Raw genomic sequence first — 18,804 nt, forward strand, 5'->3', positions numbered from 1 at the left:
CCCCTGGTACTTCGACACCTACCGCATCGAAGACGTCTGGGAACACACCCGCGCGTGCAGTACTCCACGCGCGGGGAACGAGGCCACTCCAGGCATCCCTTGTGCATCACCCGGTCGAGGGAAAGCGCCCGTCGCGGTCAGGTGATCGCTCAGGTGATCTTGGCTGGATTCGAGACTGGGTGGGTTACCGTCTCGGGCATCGATAACCCACCCCGCGTCAATATCAGAGGTGCTTCTTGTAGAAGGGAATCAGCTTGTCGAGGGCGATCTTGACGGGTTCGGGCTTGTCGTAGAGGTCGTAGTGCGAGAATCCCTCGGCCACAACGAGTTCCTTGTCCTTCGATGCTGCGCGCCGAATGATTTCCAGGCCGTCGCGGTACGCCCCGAACGCGCCGGGTTTGTCACCGACGACAATGCACATCGGCTGGGTCAGGAGCACTTCGGCGCGGTTGAAAGCATCCCAGCCGACTGCGGTGGCCTGGTGGGAGAACAGCGATCGATTGAGACCGTGCGGTTTCTGTCCTCGGTCGGTGCGGTAGTACTCGGTCGCCTCGTACACATCGATCTCGGTCAGACCCTTTTCCTTGGCGACCTCCGGGGAAGGCGGCAGCAAGTCGTCCACCCGCAACTCCGCGCCACGCGCTTCGGCGGTGCGCTGCGCGGCCATGGCCTCGAGGGCGCCGATGGGGTTGTAGCCGGTGAACGACTCGTGCATCAGGCGACCGTAGTTCGCGCCCGTGACCGTGCCCAGGGCCTTGATCCGGCGCTCGGTCATCGTGGCGTTGACCGCGTAGCCGCCCGCGCCACAGATTCCGAGGACGCCGATTCGATCGTCGTCCACGTAGGGCAGCGTGACCAGGTAGTCGATGACGTAGCTGAAGTCCTGGACCCGGAACGTCGGGTCCTCGAGGAAGCGCGGCTCGCCGCCGCTGGCGCCCTGGAAACTCGCGTCGAACGCGAGCACCACGAATCCCTCCGCGGCAAGGGCGCTGCCGTAGACGTTGCCGGAGGTCTGCTCCTTGCAGCTCCCGATGGGATGGGCGCTGATGACGACCGGGTACTTGTTGGACTTGTCGAACCCTGGCGGGAAGTAGATGTCTGCTGCGATATCCCAGTACAGCGCCTTGATGCTCACGGTCTCGATGTTGTCGGTCATTATGGGGTGCCTTTCTTGTGTGCGTGTGTTCTGTTCGGTGACGTAACTGCTCACCGGGGAACGGGTTTGGCGTGGGAATTCACATGAATGCGGGCCGGTCCCCGTCTGTCCCAGGTTTGTCGACACCGAGGTTCGTCCGGCTCCAGGTGTCCGGGGAGCTGATGATGTCGGCTATCAGTGCGGCGACGCTCTTGCGGGAGACCTCTGTGCCCTTGAACGGTTCATTCCGTTGCGTGACCTCGTACGAGATCTCGTCGTTGTCGGTGAGCCAGGCAGGCCGCAGGATCGTGTAGTCGAGGGTGGACGCCTCGATCGTGTCGGCGGCCGCGCGATAGGTGTCCAGGACGCTGCCGATCTGGCGTCGATTCCATTGCCCGAACGGGCCGGGTACTTCGTCGTAGATACCGAGAGCGGTCACGAAGATCAGGCGTTGCACCCTCTGGCTCTGCATCGCCGCGACGATGCGCTCGGCTTGGGTGTCGATTTCACCTGAGAGATTTGCATAGACGATGTCCTGACCGCGCACGGCCTCGGCCACTGCCACCTCGTTGCGTGCATCGCCCTCGACGACCTGTGCGGCGTCGGGTGCTCCAGCGAGTCGACTCGCGTCGCGCACGAACAGCGTCAGGTCTATTTCCTTCCCGGCGAGCATCTCGACCGCCCACCGTGCGATTCGTCCGTTGGCGCCGATGATCAGCACCTTCGTCATTTCGATTTTCCTCCTGGTCGAGTGTGTTCTCCCGCCCCACCGAACGAACCGCCGTCACCTCGGCGAGGTGTTTCCGGTGCGGGCGAGGGGGGAGCAATTCCGGCGTGAACTGCGCCGGGCGCTTCGGGCGGATCGCTGTGCCACCGATATTGCCTCACTCCATGGGACTGCACAGCGGCCAATTTTGTCCAGGGACAAATTGTCCCCCTATACATGGTTCAGGTTTGTTTGCCATCATTCGTAATGTGAATGCGCACAACGAGCAGGTCGAGCGCCGTACCGAGATCGGTGAGTTCCTCAAAACCAGGCGTCTGGCCATACAACCGGAGGACGTTGGGTTGTCCCGGGACTCCGGCCGACGCCGTCGGGCACAGGGCCTCCGCCGGGAAGAAGTCGCGGCGCTGGCGGCGATCAGCACCGACTACTACGCCCGCATCGAGCAGGGGCGCCGCGGGGCGCCGTGGCCGACCCTGGAAACGATCGCCAGCGCGTTACGTCTGGACCAGGCAGGCCGTGACTATCTTCTCGAACTGTCGATGCGCCCTCCTGCACAGCCGCGTCAGCGCAAAGCCCAGCGCGCATCACCGCACCTGCTGCGACTGCTCGACGATCTCGCAACGATTCCGGCGCTGCTACTCGGCCGGAGAATGGACGTGCTCGGATGGAACGCGATGGCGGCCGCGTTGATGGTCACCGATTTCGATCAGTTGCCGGCGCGCCAACGTAATTACGTGAGAATGGTATTCACCGATCCCGCGGTACGACGTCTCTATCCCGACTGGGAACAATCTGGTCGACTGTGCGTCGCGCTGCTCCACATGGAAGTCGCGCGTGATCCGCACGACCCGCGGCTCACGGAACTTGTCGGGGAGCTGTCCATCCAGGACGTCGACTTCAGGCGCTGGTGGAGCGACCATCAGGTCGCGATTCGCAACCGCGGTGTCAAACGGTTCAACCACCCGGAGGTCGGTGAGATCACCCTCGACTGGGAGACACTGGCATGTGTGGGCGACCCCGATCAACAACTCATCACCTGGAGTGCAGAAGCCGGGACGACCTCGCACGACCGACTCATGGCACTTCGCGCAAGACACTGACTACCGGCTGGCCCCTGCTCCTGCTCCGTGGCACTCATCATTCATCGCATCGTCGCCCGGGAACCATCCCGACATACGGTCACACTTCTCGGTCAGCCTTCGATGCAAAGGGTGTGTGGCCTGACTCTGCATTGGCTGCGGGAAGTGGTAGACCAGAATGGATTTCGGCCTCGGAGCCGGGGATCGCGGACGGGTGCCTGTTCCGGTGAAGAAGAATATGGCGATCACGAGTACCCACAGGATCCAGAACCGCGGCGAAGGGCAGCATCCGGTCAGGAACGTTCCGATTCCGGCGTTCGGTTCATATTTTCGGAGCCATCCGAGCACCACGACCAGCAGCAGGTTCAGCGGGGTCAGCACCTGGGTTGCCGAATCACCGAGCCGGAAGGCTGCCTGCGTGAATCCGGCCTCGTACCCGACGAGCGCCATCATCGGTATGAACACCGCCGCCACGAGGGCCTCACCCTGGACGCGCCGGCCTGCGAGGCGGTGTCCGCGGCGCCTGCCACCAACGGTGTGACGGCACCGCGGCCTCGAGGGCACCGGACCGTGAACCGTTGCGGCAACCGTGGGAGCACGAGAGACTGAGGTACCACCACGCCCATTCCACGCACACCGGTCTGCGGGCCGCGACCCTTGACGGAGGTCGCGAGGGCCAACGTACGGTGCCTGTGCTGCGGGCAGACGGAAACGCTCCGATCAACGCGCTCGGACGGTCGTGCAGGGACCGACTCTGGACACATGCCCGAGACCGGGCTGAACCACACCCACCGAGCGTCGCACTCGAGTCGACGCGGTTCGACCCACCAGCATCAGAAGGCGGCCCCATCGGTATCCGTGAAATACAATGTTCGCCAACATAATCGGTTCACCCGGCGAGGACTCTTCGCGTGTGACGTCCGCACACGATTCGAGACCGGTTGCGAAATCCGGCAGTCCAGACCGCGGCTCACCGATGCCGATCAGTGAAGGGTGAGGCCTCCGGTAGGGCTGAGTACCGCGCCCGTCAAATACATCGATTCGTCGGACGCCAGAAAACTCACCACGTCACCGATATCCGGAGGTGAGGCGATACCGAATGGTGCCCTCTCGACTATCTTCTCGTACTGTCGACGGTGCGCCACGGAGACGGCGTCATCGTGATCGAACGCAGCCTGCCACGACGGTGTGTCCCGGACGACGGTCACGCACACGCAGTTGACTCGGATCTTGTCTCTGGAGAGTTCCTTCGACAACAGTTTGCTCACCTGGATCAACCCAGCCGAGAATGCTGCGATGCCCGTCTGCCCCGGCGTCGGTGCACGTCCGCCCTCCGAGGTAACGAACACCACCGACCCGCCGTTCTCCCGCAGGTACGGCACCGACGCCTGCACCACCGCCAGCTTTCCGAGCAAAGCTTGACCTGCGAAATTCGTGACCCGTTCCAGATCGATGCCTGCGAACGGCCCTCGGACCTTCGGATCACGCGCCTCCTCGTCAAACCCCCCGGCATTGGGCACGACAATGTCGATACGACCAAACTTCTCGACGACGGATTGGGCCAACGTCCGCATATCGCTGGTTGACCCGACGTCCCCGGATTGGAAGTGCGCTTTGCCGCCTGCCGCGCGGATCTCATCGACCACGTGCGCAGCTCGCTCCTCGCTGCGCCCGTTGACAACCACCGTCGCTCCGCGAGCGCCCAATCTGGCGGCAATACCGCGCCCGATCCCGCCGGACCCGCCGGTAACGATCGCGACTTTCCCTTCGAGGTCCGACACCACCCGCTCACTCATCGGGCACTCACCGCATCACGCTGTCCGAGCTCGTCGGTCACCGCACCGGATGCGAGGAGCGTGCCGATTTCGCCTTCACTCACTCCGGCCTCACGCAAGAGCTGGACCGAGTTCTCTCCCAGCCGTGGCGCCGGATGGCGGACCGCCGGGGCACAGGAGCTCCATGTCTGGGGGATGCCGAGCGAATTGATCCTGCCTTCGGACGGATGTTCTTCGACAAACGAGAAGCCGGTCTGCCGCAGGTGAGGATCATCGAGCGCCCCTGCAGGAGTGTTCGTCTCGATTGCCGGAACATCTGCAGCCGCCAGATCGGCCAGCCATTCGTCCGCCGGACGTGTTGAAAAGAGATCCGACAGAAGGCCCAGCAACTCCGGCATGTTCTCGGCGCGGGCGTGCACGTCGGCGAATTTCGGATGGTCGGCCAAGTCTGGACGACCCGCGACCTGAAAGAAGCTCCGCCAGTGCTTGTCGATGTAAATGCTGACAGCGACGTACCGCCCGTCCTTCGTCCGGTACGGACGACGGTCCGGATTCATCGTCCGCGCATAGCCCCAGTCGCCAATCGGCGGATCGAAAGAGTGCCCCCACAGGTGGTCCCCGAGAACCAACTGCGCGAAAGTCTCGAACATCGGAACCTGGACTTCTTGCCCAACGCCCGTCACGTTGCGATGATAGAGCGCAGCACAGACAGCCATCGCGGTAGATATGCCGACCACCCGGTCTGCGATCGGTGTGGCGACGAACTCCGGGCTACCAACCTTCCGGTTCTGCAATGCAGCCATTCCCGACGCCGCCTGAATCAGGTCGTCATACGCAGGGCGGTCCGCATATGGTCCACTCTGACCGAATCCCACGGCGCCGGCATAGACGATCCGTGGATTGATCTCGCGCACATCGTCGTAGGAGAACCCGAGCGAACGCATTGCTTTCGGACGCATGCTGTACAAGAACACGTCAGCGCCCGCGATCATCCGGCGAAGCACCGACGCCCCACCGTCCGATTTCAAATCGAGCACGATCGACCGCTTGTTACGATTCAAGTGCAGAAAGTTCGAACTCATCCCCGCATTCCGCGCCGGGCCGACCCGGCGGATCGTGTCGCCACAGCCGGATTCGATTTTCCACACGTCGGCACCCATGTCCGCCAGATGCAAAGACGCGAACGGCCCCATCACGTTCGACGTGAGATCGAGGACCCTGACGCCGTCGAGCGGACCGGAGACGGTCATGACACCCTCCGATACATGGTGACGACGCACGCGCCCCCCAGCCCGATATTGTGCTGTAGGCCGATCCGTGCATCTTCGACCTGTCGCTGTCCTGCCGTTCCGCGCAGGTGCCAGACGAGCTCGGCGCACTGTGCAAGACCGGTCGCACCGAGCGGATGGCCCTTGGACATCAGCCCACCGGATGGGTTCACCACATACTTGCCTCCGTAAGTGTTGTCCCCGTTCAGAATGAGCTTCTCCGCAGTACCTTCGGCGCACAGGCCCAGGCCTTCGTAGCTGATGACTTCGTTCGGCGTGAAGCAGTCGTGCAACTCGACGACGTCGACGTCCTCAGGGCCGACGCCGGCCGATTCGTACACTTCTGCCGCCGCACGGCGCGTCATGTCGGCGCCGACCAGGTTGATCAGGTCAACCGAACTGGCCTCGGTGTCGGTGGTCATCGACTGGCCGATTATCTCGACACCGCCCGCAAGTCCGTGTCGCTGGGCGAAGGCCTTGCTGACCACGATCGCAGCTGCCGCTCCGCAAGTGGGGGGGCACGCCATGAAGCGGGTCAGATACGGGAACAGGGTCGGCGCTTCCATCACCTGATCGACGGTCAGAGGCTTGGTGAACAGCGCATACGGGTTGTTACTCGCGTGGGTACGGGACTTGACCGCAACTCGCGCAAAGATGTCCGGATTCGCACCGTACCTCTCGATGTACTCCCACCCGGCCGCGCCGAATGCCTGGATCGCACGTGGGGCATCGGTCGGCAGCTCCGGATGCAGCTCCACCCGACGCTCGTGAATCCAGCCCACCGGAGACGTCCGATCAGGAAACGCGCTGCCCAGGGCACCCGGTGTCATCTCCTCGAATCCGAACGCCAGCGCGCAGTCCACGATCCCGGTCTCGACTGCCTGGCGGGCGAGCATGAGCGCGGACGAACCGGACGCGCAGTAGTTGTTCAAGTTGTACACGGGAATGCCGGACATCCCGACCGAGTACACCGCGCGCTGACCACACGTGCTGTCGCCGTACACATAGCCGGCGAATGCCTGCTGTACCAGGGAGTAGTCGATTCCCGCGTCGGCGAGGGCCCCGCGGATCGCCTCCGCGGCCATCACCTCGTACGGGTCGTTTGCGCCGGGCTTGGCGAATTTCACCATGTTGACGCCGACAACTTGCGCTTTGTCACTCATCTCGGGATCTCCGAACTCTTGTCGATTGTGCAGTACTAAATCGAACCGATCAGTGCTTGACGTCCTCTCGGCCGTGAACTACCGAGATTCCCCTCGAAACTCACGTCCCGAGGTTCCTGTTTCACCGACAGTCGCCGCCCCGCACGTTATGTGCGGGGTGGTCTCACACCGTCTCCGCAGGCTGCCACCGCCAGTCCGACGGCCAAAATATTCCTCGCCGCATTCACATCCCGGTCGTGGACGACGCCGCACCGGCACGCCCACTCCCGCACATTCAGCGGCATCGCCGAAGCGACCTCCCCGCACACCGAGCAGGTCTTCGACGACGGATGAAACCGGTCGATCACCACCACCCGCCGCCCGTACCAGTCGGCCTTGTACTCGAGCATCGACCGGAACTCGGACCACCCCGCATCCGAGATCACCCGAGACAACGACCGATTCTTCACCATGTTCCGCACACTCAGATCCTCGATGGCGATCACTTGGTTTTCGCGCACCAAACGAGTGGAGAGTGTGTGCAGATAATCACGGCGCCGATCAGCGATCCGGCCATGAATCTTCGCGACCTTCAGTCGGGCCTTGGCCCGGTTACGGGACCCTTTCTCCTTCCTGGCGAGCACCCGTTGCGCCTTCGCCAACCGCACACGGTCGCTGCGCTCATGGCGCGGGTTGGTGATCTTCTCCCCCGTCGAGAGCGTGTACAGGCTAGTGATCCCGGCATCGAGCCCGACCACCCGATCGACCGGCTCGAGTTCGGGAATCATGTCCTCGACGAGGATCGAAATATGGTACTGACCACGAGCATTACGCGACACCGTCACCTGCGACGGCACAGCCCCCTCCGGCAGCGGCCTCGACCACCGAATATCCAGGGGTTCGGACTGCTTGGCCAACCGGAGCTGCCCACCGCGGTAGGTGAAGCAGTTCGAGAAGTAGGTCGCCGAATCCTTCGACTGACCCTTCTTCTTGAATTGCGGGTAGCGGGTCTGCTTGCGCCAGAACCTCTCGAACGCACCCTGCAACTGCCGCAGCGACTCCTGCAGCGGCCCCTTCGACGGCTCCGCCAACCACGCGGTCTCCGCGTCCCGCTTCCACCCGGTGAGCATCTTCGAGGTATCCGCGTATGTCACCCGACGCTGCTCCTGCGACCACGCCCGCGTCCGCTCGGCCAACGCCCGGTTGTAGACATACCGGGTGCACCCGAACGTCCGAGCAAGCTGCTCCGCCTGCACCACAGTCGGATAGAAACGAAACTTGAACGCCCGCTTGACCACCCTCCCCGCCATGACCGAAGACACTAGCCACACGGTCCGACAAATCCAGATCGGCTATCCCCGGCCCTGAAGGACCGGGTCTGCGCCGAAAGACTCACGGATCAAGTGCAGATCGGGCTCGGCGACCTCGAAATCGATGCGCAGCAGGGCCTGGCACATCGTCTTGCCGGTGAAGTCGGCACGCAGACTACGCGTGGCTCCGCCGCCGAGTGCATTGCGCAGAACGAAATTCATCGCTTCCAGGGTGCGCACCTCGTAGCGGTCCACCTCGCCCTTGACCATCTCGCCGAAGAACTCTTTGACCACGTCTGCGGTCAGGTACTCCAGGATCAGCGGGTAAAAGCGCTTCTCCTTGGCAATGACAGCGATATTGCAGATGTCGCCCTTGTCGCCGGAGCGGGCGTAGGCGATGTCGTTCAAATGGATACGGCTCATGTCGTCACAGTTCCCTAGTCTCGACGGTCTGCGAGATCTCCTCGCGCGGAATCAAGGTCGGCCACAGTGCGAAAACCTCGCGCGGCGGCGGAGTGTTGAGCTGACCGGTCGATCCGATCGGGCCGGTGCCCATCAGCATCACGCATTCGCGAGCTACCTTCGCTGCCTCTGCACGCTCGGCGCACTTGGCCGCGACGCGAATACGGACCTCGTTGATGTCCGGGTCCGGAGCGGGCGACGCCGACCAGTGGCACGAGTTGACGCCGATCATGTCGAACCGGACTTCCTCGGCGTCGAGGTTTACCATCTCCAGACGCTTCTTGATGATCTCGATCGATCGCTCGGCCTTTTCGACGGCGTCCGGCCAGGTCACTGACGACTCGGCCTCGCCGATGAAACCGTCCATGTAGGCGATGCCCGCCTTGAGGGTGTCCGGACGTGGCTTGCCCTTGGCGCCCCATACCTTGACACGGTCCTTGGCGACCTCGTCCATCTCGACGTTGGTGAAATCCGTGATCACCTCAGGCATCAGGTAGTTACCCGGGTCGTGCACTTCGTACAGGAGGTGCTCGGTCAAGGTGACCTGGTTGATGACGCCGCCGGTGCCGTCCACTTTGGTGATGAACAGTTCACCGCTCTCGTTGACCTCGGCGATCGGGTAACCGATATTCCAGGGCTCGGGAACCTCGCGCCACAGGCTCGAGATCCCGCCGCTGCACGCCGCGCCGCACTCGATCAGATGTCCGGCGAGGATGCCGATCGCGAGGTTGTCCCACTCGTCCCACTTCCAGCCGAATTCGTGGACGAGCGGGGCCAGAATAGCCGCGTCGTCGGTGGCTCGATCGGAGATGATGATGTCGCAGCCCGCTTCGAGCGCCTCCACGTAACCGTAGGCGCCGGAGTAGACATACGATCCCACGATCTTGTCGCGCACTCGGCCGAGATCCGCGTCGCCGTTGTCGAGGTTGGTGAACTGGACTCCGTTGTCGAGAAGTTCCTCGACCTTGGCCTGAACATCGTTGGTGGTGACGATACCCACCTTCAGCTTGGTGATCCCGAGTTCCTTCGCGGTGGTCAGGATCGTGTCAGCACAGGCCTGCGGATTGGCAGCACCCGCGTTGGTCAAGATCTTGATGCCCTTTTCCAGACAGATCGGCAGCACACCACGGACCACAGCCCGGATCGACGGGACATAGCCGCGCGACGCATCCTTGCGCTGCATCTTCTGCAGGGACGGGATGGTCGGCTCGCCCAGGAAGTCATATGCGAGGTACTGCACGTCACCGTGCTTGGCAATCTCGATCGCAGGGTCCAGATTGTCGCCCCAGAATCCACTTCCAGATCCGATCCGAATCTTCTTCATACTGTGTCCTCTTCCATTGCTGAATGTGTCGTCTCGAGGGCCGTGGCCCGGCTCCGCCGAGAAACTCGTTGAGCTCGGCGTCATCCCGGCCGACGGCCCGACCGCGCACTGGACCGGCGGTCGCTCGCCGTAGTCCTTCATGTGAGGGGTCGTCGAGCAGCATCTCCGGGGTGTTCCTCGCGATAGCCGGGATGTCTGCCTGACCGAGGGCCGACCCATTCTGCTGTCGACTTGGCGGCGAGCACCTTGTGTCCGAGTTTATGACTCACCCAATCGCCGATCAATTGACTTCTGACGAAGTTCGAATTCAGGTTTTCCGAAGGACCCTTTGATTGCCGTGGACCGAATTCGAACTTCGAGATTTTTCAGTCGATTCGATGCTGCCTCTGATGTTTCATGAGTGTGAGCCGAGTTACATGCCGGCTTGCAGTCATTCTCCCGACACGAAAGCAACACATGCCCACTTCGCTCACCCCCAGCGCGTCAGCCTCTCGTGGCCCCGGTCTGGTGTTGGCCCTGTGTTTCGCCACCATTCTCGCTGACGGATACGACCTGATCGTCTTCGGTGCAACTCTGCCCTCGCTCATGCACCAGTGGGGGCTGGAAAAATCTGCACTGGCGGACGTTCACAGCATGACTCTGTGCGGCCTGATGGTCGGCTTCCTCGTCGCCGGCACTCTCGCCGACCGCATCGGGCGGCGCGCCGTGATCTTGGCTGGTGTCACCTGGTTCTCATTGTTGTGCCTGGTGTGTGCGTTCGCGCCCAGCTTCACGGTCTTCGGAATCGGCCGCGTTCTCTCCGGCGTCGGACTCGGTGCTGTCGTCCCCGCCGCGGTAGCCCTGGCCAGTGAGTTCGCAACCGCCCGGCGCAAGCAGCTGTTCAATGGAATCACCCTTACCGGATACCCGATCGGCGGTGTCCTCGCCACGGTCGCCGCGCTGATCGTGCTTCCCGGTGCGGATGCGCTCGCGAAAACCACGCCACCGTCCGAGCAGTGGCGGCTCCTGTATTTGCTTGGCGGTGCGCTGATCGTCCTCGTCCCGATCCTGTATTTCGCGCTCCCCGAATCGCCGAGCCTCCTCGCTGCGCGTGGCCGCGACGGGGAAGCACGCGCGGTCGCCAACCGGTTCGGCATCGAGCTCACTGCGACAGACGCCCGTCCAGCAGATCAGGCGAAGGGCGGCATACGACTGCTCCTGTCGCGTCGATACCTGTTTGCCACGGCAATCTTTACGGCGGTGATGTTCTGCTGCCAGATTCTCGTCTACGGCCCCAACACCTGGCTGCCGAGTATGACCAAGGAACTGGGTTTCGGTGGAACACAAGGAATTCTGGCGCTGATGATGCTGCAGTTCGGTGCGGTCGTGGGCACGATCGTCGGCGCCTTGCTCGTGGACCGGGGTGGTGCGACGCGGACCGTAGTCCCGTACTTCCTCCTCGGAGCCGTCGCTCTGCTGGCGCTCGCGTTCGGTACCGAACTCGGTGCGGCCGGCCTCTTCGTCGCCGCTTTCGCAGCGGGCGTCGGAACCGTTGGCACCAGCACGCTCATGTACGGCGTGATCGCTGCACACTATCCGACAGCAATTCGGGGATCCGCAATCGGATTCTGCCTGGGCATCGGCCGAATCGGTGCGATCCTCGGCCCTCAGATCGGCGCGCTGTTCGCGACGCCACGCGCAGGTCTCTTCGCATTCATGGTCCCCTCTCTCGTCGGTGCCGGACTGGTTCTCGTCCTCGCCGCGAGCACGCGGAATCGACAGGTGAACGACAGTGCCCAAGACGACCTGGCCGACAGCCGGGCATGACATTCACCAAAAATCCACTGAGCGCCATCAACCACTACTGGCAACGCATTGATCCACCCACCGAGAAATGAAAGTCAGGTACCCACGATGTCGACCGAGTTCGCTGATCCCCTCCGCACTCTCTACCTGGATTGGGTCGCCCGCATGCAGGCCGACCCGGAGATGTCGGTGCAGGTCATGCGGGACATGCAGGAGGGGTGGCACACCGTCGCAACCGAACCGAAGGGGGTCAGCTACGAGTCGGTCGACATCGACGGACTCTCCGCCGTGTGGAGCATTCCGGCAAACACCGATCCGACAACGGTCGTCCTCTACTTCCACGGCGGGGGTTTCATCACCGGATCCGCCCACTCGCATCGGAAGATGGCCGGTCACCTCGCACGAGAAATCGGTTCTCGCATCCTGCTCGTCGACTATCGACGCGCACCGGAGCACGCCTATCCCGCTCAGGTCGACGATGGGGTCACGGCGTTTCGGTGGCTGATCGATCAGGGCTTCGCACCGCACCGGATTGTCAGTGCGGGTGACTCTGCAGGCGGCACACTCGCGCTCGCGCTCGTCGTGAGTCTCCGAACCCGGGGCCTACCGACCCCCGGAGCAGTGGTGACCTTCTCTCCCGGACTCGACTGGGACGGCGAGTGGATGGTCAACGAAGAGAACGACATACTCGCGAGCAAGGCCATCATCGTGGCGATGGGCTCACTCGCCTTCGGTGATCGCAGCACCAAGGACCCGCTCTGCAACCCGACGTACGCCGATCTCGCTGGATTCCCCCCGGTGTACCTGTCGGCGGGCGGGCACGAGAATCTGCTCGGCGGCATACGGAAATTCGTCGAGGCGGCCGATGCCGCGGGCGTCGAGGTGACGCTCGACGTCGCTCCGAGCAGACAGCATGTTCACACGTTCGCCGTGGGCAATGACCCCGAGGCCGACCGGACGATCACCGAATCCGCCGCCTGGGCCCGCGAGCGGTTGGGCTGACAGCCGACCCCTTGTCTGTGTTCGGTCACGTCACACTCACACCCCGGAAGAAGAGCGAAAGATGAAGCACCAGGCACGACGTGTTGTCACCGGCCACGATTCGGACGGCCGCTCGGTCGTCCTTTCCGATTCGATCGTCGAAGCGTTCGAAGCGTCCCCTGCCGCATTCGCGACACGACTGTGGGCCACCGACACGTTTCCGTCCGACAATACGGATCCGCGGGACGGAGCGGAGTTGATCGAGACGTTCTCGACCGCGGACGGAACCGCCTTCTACATCGTGGACTGGGCTCCGAACAGTGAGTTCCCGTTCCATCGAACCCAGAGCCTCGACTACGGCGTCGTGATCAGTGGTCAACTCGAAGCAGTGCTGGATGGCGGAGACGTCGCGGTGTTGACCACCGGCGACAGCATCGTCCAGCGCGGGACCATGCACGTCTGGCGCAACTCCACCGACCAGTGGGCACGCACGGTGTTCGTTCTGGTCGGGACCTCACCGGTCACCGTCGGCGGACAAACCCTCGAAGCCAACATGTAACCCTAACCGTGCGTCCGCTCCACGACCCAGGCCGCGACCTGTGTGCGGGAGGTGAAGCCCAGTTTCGCCAGGATGTGCTCCACGTGTCCCTGTGCGGTGCGGGGTGAGATCACGAGGCGGTCGGCGATGGCCTGATTGGTCAGGCCTTCGGCGATCAGGCCGGCGACCTGGCGTTCTCGCTTCGTCAGTCGCGTCGGCGCGTCGGTGTCGGGTGTGGAGGTCCCGGGTGGTTGCTCGTGGAGGGCGTAGGCGATGGCCGCGTCGAAGCCGAGTTGTTCACCTTTGCGCTTGGCTTCTGCGAATGCTTTGTCGCCGAGTTCTTTCCGGGCATTCTCGGCGCATTCCTCGTGGTGGACGATCAGGTTGGAATGGATGACGGCGGAACTTCCGATCGCCCGCGCCAGCTCGTCGGCGGCCCCCAGCAGCACGGCGGCCCGGAGTGCGTCGTGTTGTTCGAGGCCGATCCACGCGAGGGCTGCGAGACAGGCTGCGACGACGCGGGGACTGCGCACCCGCTTGGTCAACTCCAGCGCCTCGTCGAGGAGCCGGACCGCACGATCCGCATCACCCCGCTGCCAGACGGCAATCCCCAAGGCCCACAGCGAATGAGACCGGTACATCTTCTCGCCGTACTGTTCCGTGATCGCGAGAACCCGCTCGTGGCGTTCGACGGCCTCGTCCGTCAGACCGGACATTCCATAAGCTGTCCCCAACGGGTACAGGGCGGCCACTTCGAGTGTCCGCTCTCCGCGTTCGCTGAATTCCGCGAGTGCGGGTTCGAGATGCGCGCGGGCGCGGACGGGATCACCCCCGAGAAGAGCCAGCATTCCGTCGGCGAAGGAGACGAACGCGCGCATCATGGGGTCAGTGGTCTGTGCGGCGAGCGTGCGTCCCTCCGCCACGAGCGCGGCCCCCGTCTCGAGATCGCCCTGCACGTTGGCCATCACGCTGGCGCAGTAGATCGCCTTGGCCCATTCGAGGGTGGGTGGCCCGCTCTGGCGGGCGAGCAGTTGTTCGAGCCAGCGCCGACCCTCGTTGTATGTTCCCTGGGAGCTCCAGAACAGGAACAGTGCGGTGGCGGTGCGGAGGCCGGCGGCGGGATCGTCGTCGACACTGAATTCGAGGGCCTCCCGCAGGTTCGGTTGTTCCCGCTTCAACCGGGCGATCCAGTCCAGCTGTCGGGCGCTGATCCACTCCGCGTCCGCATCCACTGCCAAGGCCTCGTACCAATCCCGGTGACGGCGGCGCAAAGTCACGGTCTCGCCGGTCTGCTCGAGTTTCTCGTAGCCGTACTCGCGGAGCGTCTCGAGCATCCGGAACCGCACCACCGGCCCGTGTTCCTCCCGGATCAGGATCGACTTGTCGGCCAGGGACGTCAGAGTGTCGAGCAACCCGTCCGGGCCCAAACCGTCGCCGCAGACCTGCTCCGCGGCATCGAGTTCGAAACTCCCCGCGAACACCGCCAACCGTCCCCACACCAGTTGTTCACGAGCGGTGCACAGTTCGAAACTCCAGTCCACCGACAACCGCAGGGTCTGTTGCCGCGTCGGCGCACCCCGGCTGCCGCGGGACAGCAGGGCGTAGCGGTCGGTCAGCCGCTGCAGGATCTGCTCGGGCGACATCGCCCGCAACCGCGCGGCGGCCAACTCGATCGGCAACGGCAATCCATCGAGCCGGTGGCAGATCCCCGCCACCGCCGCCGCGTTCGCCTCGGTCAGCACGAACCCGGGAACCGCCGCAGCGGCGCGGTCGGCGAACAACGTCACCGCATCGTATTTGGGCAACCCCCGCACCGACGGAGTCCGCTCCGGGTCCGGGACCCCCAGGGGCGGCACCCGCAACACCGCCTCTCCCCCGATGACCAGGGGTTCGCGGCTGGTGGCCAGGATCCGCACCCGCGGACAGGCCCGCAGCAGGAGGCCGGCGAGTTCGGCGACCGCGTCCACCATCTGCTCGCAGTTGTCGAGGACCAACAGCAGTTCTCTCGACGTGAGGAACTCGATCAGCACCTCCCGCAACGGCCGCGTCGAATGATCCCGCACCCCCACCGCCGCGGCCAACGCGTCGACAAGCGACGACCCGTCGCGCAGTTCGCCCAGTTCTATCAGCCGCGCACCGTCGTCGTAGTCGCGCTGGACGGCAGCTGCGACGCGCATCGCCAACCGGGTCTTGCCCACCCCGCCGATCCCGGTCAGCGTCACCAGCCGCGATCCGGCCAGCAGGTTCTTCGCCTCGGTGAGCTCGTGCCGGCGCCCCACGAAACTGGTCAGTTCCAGCGGGAGGCTTCCCGTCGCCCCCAGCGTGGACGGGCCGTGCGACCGTCCGGGATGCGAGGTCGGTTGCTCACCGTTGCCCTGCGCATCGGGTTCGGTGCGCAGTGCCATGTCGTCGACGGGGAGGTCGTGGTTGCGTTGCAGAGCCCGCAATTCCTCGCCGAAGTCGGCAACGGTCGCCGGTCGCTGACCGGGCTCGCGGGACATCGCGCGGGCGATCACCTCGGACACGTCGTCCGGGATTCCGTGCTCCCGCAGATCCGGCACCTCCTGCGTGGTGATCCGCAGAAACTGCGCGACCACCTGCTCCCCGCTGCGACGCTCGAACGCGGCATGACCGGTCAGCGCACTGAACAGCGTGGCCCCGAGACCGTACACGTCCGCGGCCGGACTCGGCGGATCACCCGCGAGGACCTCCGGCGCGGTGTACGCCGGCGACCCGGTGACGACACCGGTCGCGGTCTCGAACCCGCCGGTGATGTGCGCGATGCCGAAGTCCGTCAACTCCGGTTCGCCGTAATCGGAGAGCAGGATGTTCGCGGGTTTGATATCGCGGTGCAGGATCCCGAGCCGGTGCGCCGTCTCCACCGCACCGGCCATTTTCACCCCCAGCCGCAGCGCCTCGGCCAGCGGCAACGGCCCGCGGCGGCGGATGAGCGCGTCGAGGGAATCCTGCGGGTGATACGGCATCACGATGTAGGGCAGGCCGCTCGCGGTGGCCCCGACCTGCAGGATGTTCACGATGTTGGGGTGCCCGGTCATCCGGCCCATGGCCCGCTGCTCCCGGAAGAACCGGGCCTTGTTCTCCTCGTCGAGATCGACGGTGAGCACCTTCACCGCGACCGTGCGATCCAGGTCCGCCTGCGTGCAGCGGTAGACGACGCCGAAACCGCCGCGTCCGATCTCCTGGGCGTCGTCGAAGCCGGTGCCTGCCAGTTCCGCGGCCGGGGACGGCGGGTTCCGCTGCGTGTCGAGCGGGTCACCTTCACCCATCGGCCGGTCTACTCACTCCGTCGGCTCGTGCTGCCGCGCGCTGGTTCCGACGGCATGACCAGCGCGGATACAACCGTGGACTCACCTCTCGATGGCGTGCTCTCAAGGATATCGCTGACGCTGTCCGCTGCGGGCGATCCTGCGGTGGGCGGTGTGAGCCTCCCCATTTAGACAACTAAATTGATCAATTGGGTTGTACGCTTTGCTCATGATCACCGAACAGGCCACCGCGCAGGTTCTGCGGGAAGCGTTGCGCCCGATCTGGCGACAGCTCACCGCGGGCAGGACGATCTCCGTCGGCAAGATAGGTGTGCTCGCGTACCTGTCGAAGCACGGACGGACGTCGGCCTCGACACTCTCGTCGGCCGAGAAGATCACGCCACAGGCGATCGCGACGGCCGTGCGCGAACTCGAAGGTCTCGGTCTGGTGGCGCGCACCCCCGACGAGCAGGACCGGCGCCGGATCTGGATCGAACTCACCGATGCCGGTCGCGAGAGACTGATACAGGAGCGGTCGAAGGGCCTCGAGTGGCTGGAACACGCCATCGCGGAGCGGTTGACGGCGGAAGAGAAAGCGACTCTGGACTCCCTGGTCCCGATTCTGCGCAAGTTGGTGGACGATGCACCCACCGACTGACGCCGCGACACACCCCCGGTTACTGCCCGCCCTCGCCTATGCCGCCCTGACCACCGCGGTCGTCAGTTCCCTCGGCATGCTGCTGGTGCCCACGATCTCCCACGACATGCACGTCGAGGTGAGCACCGGACAGTGGATGCTCACCGTCAACCTCCTGGTCGGGGCGATCGCCACGCCGATCATGGGCCGGCTGAGCGACGGACCTCACAAGAAGCGCCTGCTCCTGTGCTCCCTGGCGACGATCCTCGCCGGCTCGATCATCGCCGCGTCCGCCCCCAACTTCACCGTCTTCCTGATCGGACGCGCTCTGCAGGGACTCACGTACGGGATCGTTCCGGTGACGATCGCGCTCGCCCGCCGCTACCTCCCCGACAGCCAGGCCCGCGTCGGCATCTCGAGCCTGTCGGTGACGGTGACCACCGGCCTCGGGCTCGGATACCCCCTGACCGGCATCCTCGCCGACCTTCTCGGATTCCGCTTCGCCTTCTGGTTCGCGGCTCTGTTCCTGATCACCACCATCGTCGTCGTCTGGCGGGTGATTCCCGCGGGACCGGACGAGCGGGCACCTCGGTGCACACTCGACGTCCCCGGGGCTCTGCTGGTCGGAACGGGTCTCGCGTCACTCCTCGTCGGCGTCAGCGAGGGATCGCGGTGGGGATGGGCCTCCCCGTGGACCATCGGATTCTTCGCCGCTGCGGCGATACTGCTGACGCTGTGGTGCGTCGTGGAACTGCGCACCCCGAATCCGCTGATCAACCTGCGGGTGCTGCGCAACGGCGACGTACTGGTCGCGAACAGCACCGCGATCGGTCTCGGCGCCACGATGTACATCGGACTCTCGATCGGCAGCCTCATCGCGCAGGCGCCCGCCTCCACCGGATACGGCATCGCACTGCCGCTGTTCTGGGCAGGATTCGTGATGCTTCCGCTGTCGGTGGCGAGTTTCGGCGCGAACCGACTCGTGCGCGCGCTCTCGCAACGGGTACGCATGCGGACGCTGCTGCTCTCCGGCGCGGGCCTCGTGACGGCCTCGAGCGTGCTCCTCTGGTTCGCCCACGACGAACTGTGGGAAATCCTGATCGGCATGTTCGGATTCGGCATGGGAATGGGTATGACGTACGCGGCGATGCCCGCCCTGATCGCCCGCAGTGTCGCGGACACCGAACTCGGCAGCGCCGTGAGCTTCAACCAGGTGCTGCGCACCGTCGGCGGCTCGTTCGGCAGCGCCGTCGCGGGCGCGGTGCTCGCCGCGAACCTGGCACCGGACCTGCATCCCACCGAGGGTGGGATCAGGACCGCTCTCGCCGTCGGCGCCGTCGGCTGCGCGGTGGTCTTCGCGGCGATGCTCGTCAAC

General features: G+C 64.4%; 16 protein-coding genes. 6 read left to right on the forward strand and 10 right to left on the reverse strand.

The window, feature by feature from the left end:
* Nucleotides 1-223 precede the first annotated feature (223 nt).
* Together ACFTZB_RS27270 and ACFTZB_RS27275 are read right to left on the reverse strand one after the other, a co-directional pair.
* On the reverse strand, nucleotides 224-1,156 hold the full coding sequence (locus tag ACFTZB_RS27270) for an alpha/beta hydrolase (RefSeq protein ID WP_378435931.1): 933 nt from the start codon (nucleotides 1,154-1,156) through the stop codon (nucleotides 224-226).
* 79 nt (nucleotides 1,157-1,235) lie between these two features.
* Nucleotides 1,236-1,865, reverse strand: coding sequence for an SDR family oxidoreductase (locus ACFTZB_RS27275; RefSeq protein WP_378435933.1), 630 nt, complete (start codon nucleotides 1,863-1,865; stop codon nucleotides 1,236-1,238).
* Nucleotides 1,866-2,026: 161 nt separating this feature from the next.
* On the opposite strand from ACFTZB_RS27275, the gene ACFTZB_RS27280 reads away from it, so the two are divergent.
* Complete coding sequence (locus ACFTZB_RS27280) at nucleotides 2,027-2,962, forward strand: helix-turn-helix domain-containing protein (protein ID WP_378435935.1); 936 nt, start codon at nucleotides 2,027-2,029, stop codon at nucleotides 2,960-2,962.
* On the opposite strand, the gene ACFTZB_RS27285 is transcribed toward ACFTZB_RS27280, so the two are convergent.
* The 7 genes from ACFTZB_RS27285 to ACFTZB_RS27315 form a co-directional block, all read right to left on the reverse strand.
* Nucleotides 2,963-3,415, reverse strand: coding sequence for an AbgT family transporter (locus ACFTZB_RS27285; protein ID WP_378435937.1), 453 nt, complete (start codon nucleotides 3,413-3,415; stop codon nucleotides 2,963-2,965). It lies immediately after the preceding gene.
* 509 nt (nucleotides 3,416-3,924) lie between these two features.
* Entirely contained in the window at nucleotides 3,925-4,737 is an 813-nt protein-coding gene (locus tag ACFTZB_RS27290) for an SDR family NAD(P)-dependent oxidoreductase (RefSeq protein WP_378435939.1), read from the reverse strand.
* On the reverse strand, nucleotides 4,734-5,966 hold the full coding sequence (locus ACFTZB_RS27295) for a CaiB/BaiF CoA transferase family protein (RefSeq protein WP_378435942.1): 1,233 nt from the start codon (nucleotides 5,964-5,966) through the stop codon (nucleotides 4,734-4,736). The genes ACFTZB_RS27290 and ACFTZB_RS27295 overlap by 4 nt, the downstream gene beginning before the upstream one ends.
* Nucleotides 5,963-7,147 carry a lipid-transfer protein gene (locus ACFTZB_RS27300; RefSeq protein ID WP_378435944.1) on the reverse strand — a complete coding sequence of 395 codons (1,185 nt, stop codon included), beginning with the start codon at nucleotides 7,145-7,147 and terminating at the stop codon, nucleotides 5,963-5,965. Before ACFTZB_RS27300 ends, ACFTZB_RS27295 begins: the two co-directional genes overlap by 4 nt.
* 146 nt (nucleotides 7,148-7,293) lie before the next feature.
* Nucleotides 7,294-8,436, reverse strand: coding sequence for an RNA-guided endonuclease InsQ/TnpB family protein (locus ACFTZB_RS27305; RefSeq protein WP_378435946.1), 1,143 nt, complete (start codon nucleotides 8,434-8,436; stop codon nucleotides 7,294-7,296).
* 42 nt (nucleotides 8,437-8,478) lie between these two features.
* Nucleotides 8,479-8,859, reverse strand: coding sequence for a hypothetical protein (locus tag ACFTZB_RS27310; protein WP_378435948.1), 381 nt, complete (start codon nucleotides 8,857-8,859; stop codon nucleotides 8,479-8,481).
* 4 nt (nucleotides 8,860-8,863) lie between these two features.
* Nucleotides 8,864-10,222 carry an acyclic terpene utilization AtuA family protein gene (locus ACFTZB_RS27315; RefSeq protein ID WP_378435950.1) on the reverse strand — a complete coding sequence of 453 codons (1,359 nt, stop codon included), beginning with the start codon at nucleotides 10,220-10,222 and terminating at the stop codon, nucleotides 8,864-8,866.
* A gap of 456 nt (nucleotides 10,223-10,678) precedes the next feature.
* Between ACFTZB_RS27315 and ACFTZB_RS27320 the strand changes: the two genes are divergently transcribed.
* The 3 genes from ACFTZB_RS27320 to ACFTZB_RS27330 all read left to right on the forward strand — a co-directional run bounded on the left by ACFTZB_RS27320 (nucleotide 10,679) and on the right by ACFTZB_RS27330 (nucleotide 13,547).
* Nucleotides 10,679-12,028, forward strand: coding sequence for an MFS transporter (locus ACFTZB_RS27320; RefSeq protein WP_378435952.1), 1,350 nt, complete (start codon nucleotides 10,679-10,681; stop codon nucleotides 12,026-12,028).
* Between the two features lie 87 nt (nucleotides 12,029-12,115).
* Nucleotides 12,116-13,009: an alpha/beta hydrolase gene (locus tag ACFTZB_RS27325; RefSeq protein ID WP_378435954.1), complete on the forward strand. Its 894-nt coding sequence runs from the start codon at nucleotides 12,116-12,118 to the stop codon at nucleotides 13,007-13,009.
* Between the two features lie 61 nt (nucleotides 13,010-13,070).
* Nucleotides 13,071-13,547 carry a cupin domain-containing protein gene (locus ACFTZB_RS27330; protein WP_378435956.1) on the forward strand — a complete coding sequence of 159 codons (477 nt, stop codon included), beginning with the start codon at nucleotides 13,071-13,073 and terminating at the stop codon, nucleotides 13,545-13,547.
* A 2-nt stretch (nucleotides 13,548-13,549) separates the two neighbouring features.
* Here ACFTZB_RS27330 and ACFTZB_RS27335 read toward each other — a convergent pair whose 3' ends face one another.
* Nucleotides 13,550-16,813 (reverse strand): protein kinase, encoded by a 3,264-nt coding sequence (locus tag ACFTZB_RS27335; RefSeq protein WP_378435958.1) that lies wholly within the window; start codon nucleotides 16,811-16,813, stop codon nucleotides 13,550-13,552.
* Nucleotides 16,814-17,021: 208 nt separating this feature from the next.
* On the opposite strand from ACFTZB_RS27335, the gene ACFTZB_RS27340 reads away from it, so the two are divergent.
* Together ACFTZB_RS27340 and ACFTZB_RS27345 are read left to right on the forward strand one after the other, a co-directional pair.
* Entirely contained in the window at nucleotides 17,022-17,450 is a 429-nt protein-coding gene (locus ACFTZB_RS27340; protein ID WP_378435961.1) for a MarR family winged helix-turn-helix transcriptional regulator, read from the forward strand.
* Nucleotides 17,434-18,804 (forward strand): MFS transporter (locus tag ACFTZB_RS27345; RefSeq protein ID WP_378435963.1); only part of this gene is annotated, 1,371 nt, incomplete at its 3' end. The genes ACFTZB_RS27340 and ACFTZB_RS27345, both read left to right, overlap by 17 nt.

The sequence above is a fragment of the Rhodococcus sp. NPDC057014 genome (assembly GCF_042673295.1).
Taxonomy (GTDB): Bacteria; Actinomycetota; Actinomycetes; order Mycobacteriales; family Mycobacteriaceae; genus Rhodococcus_F.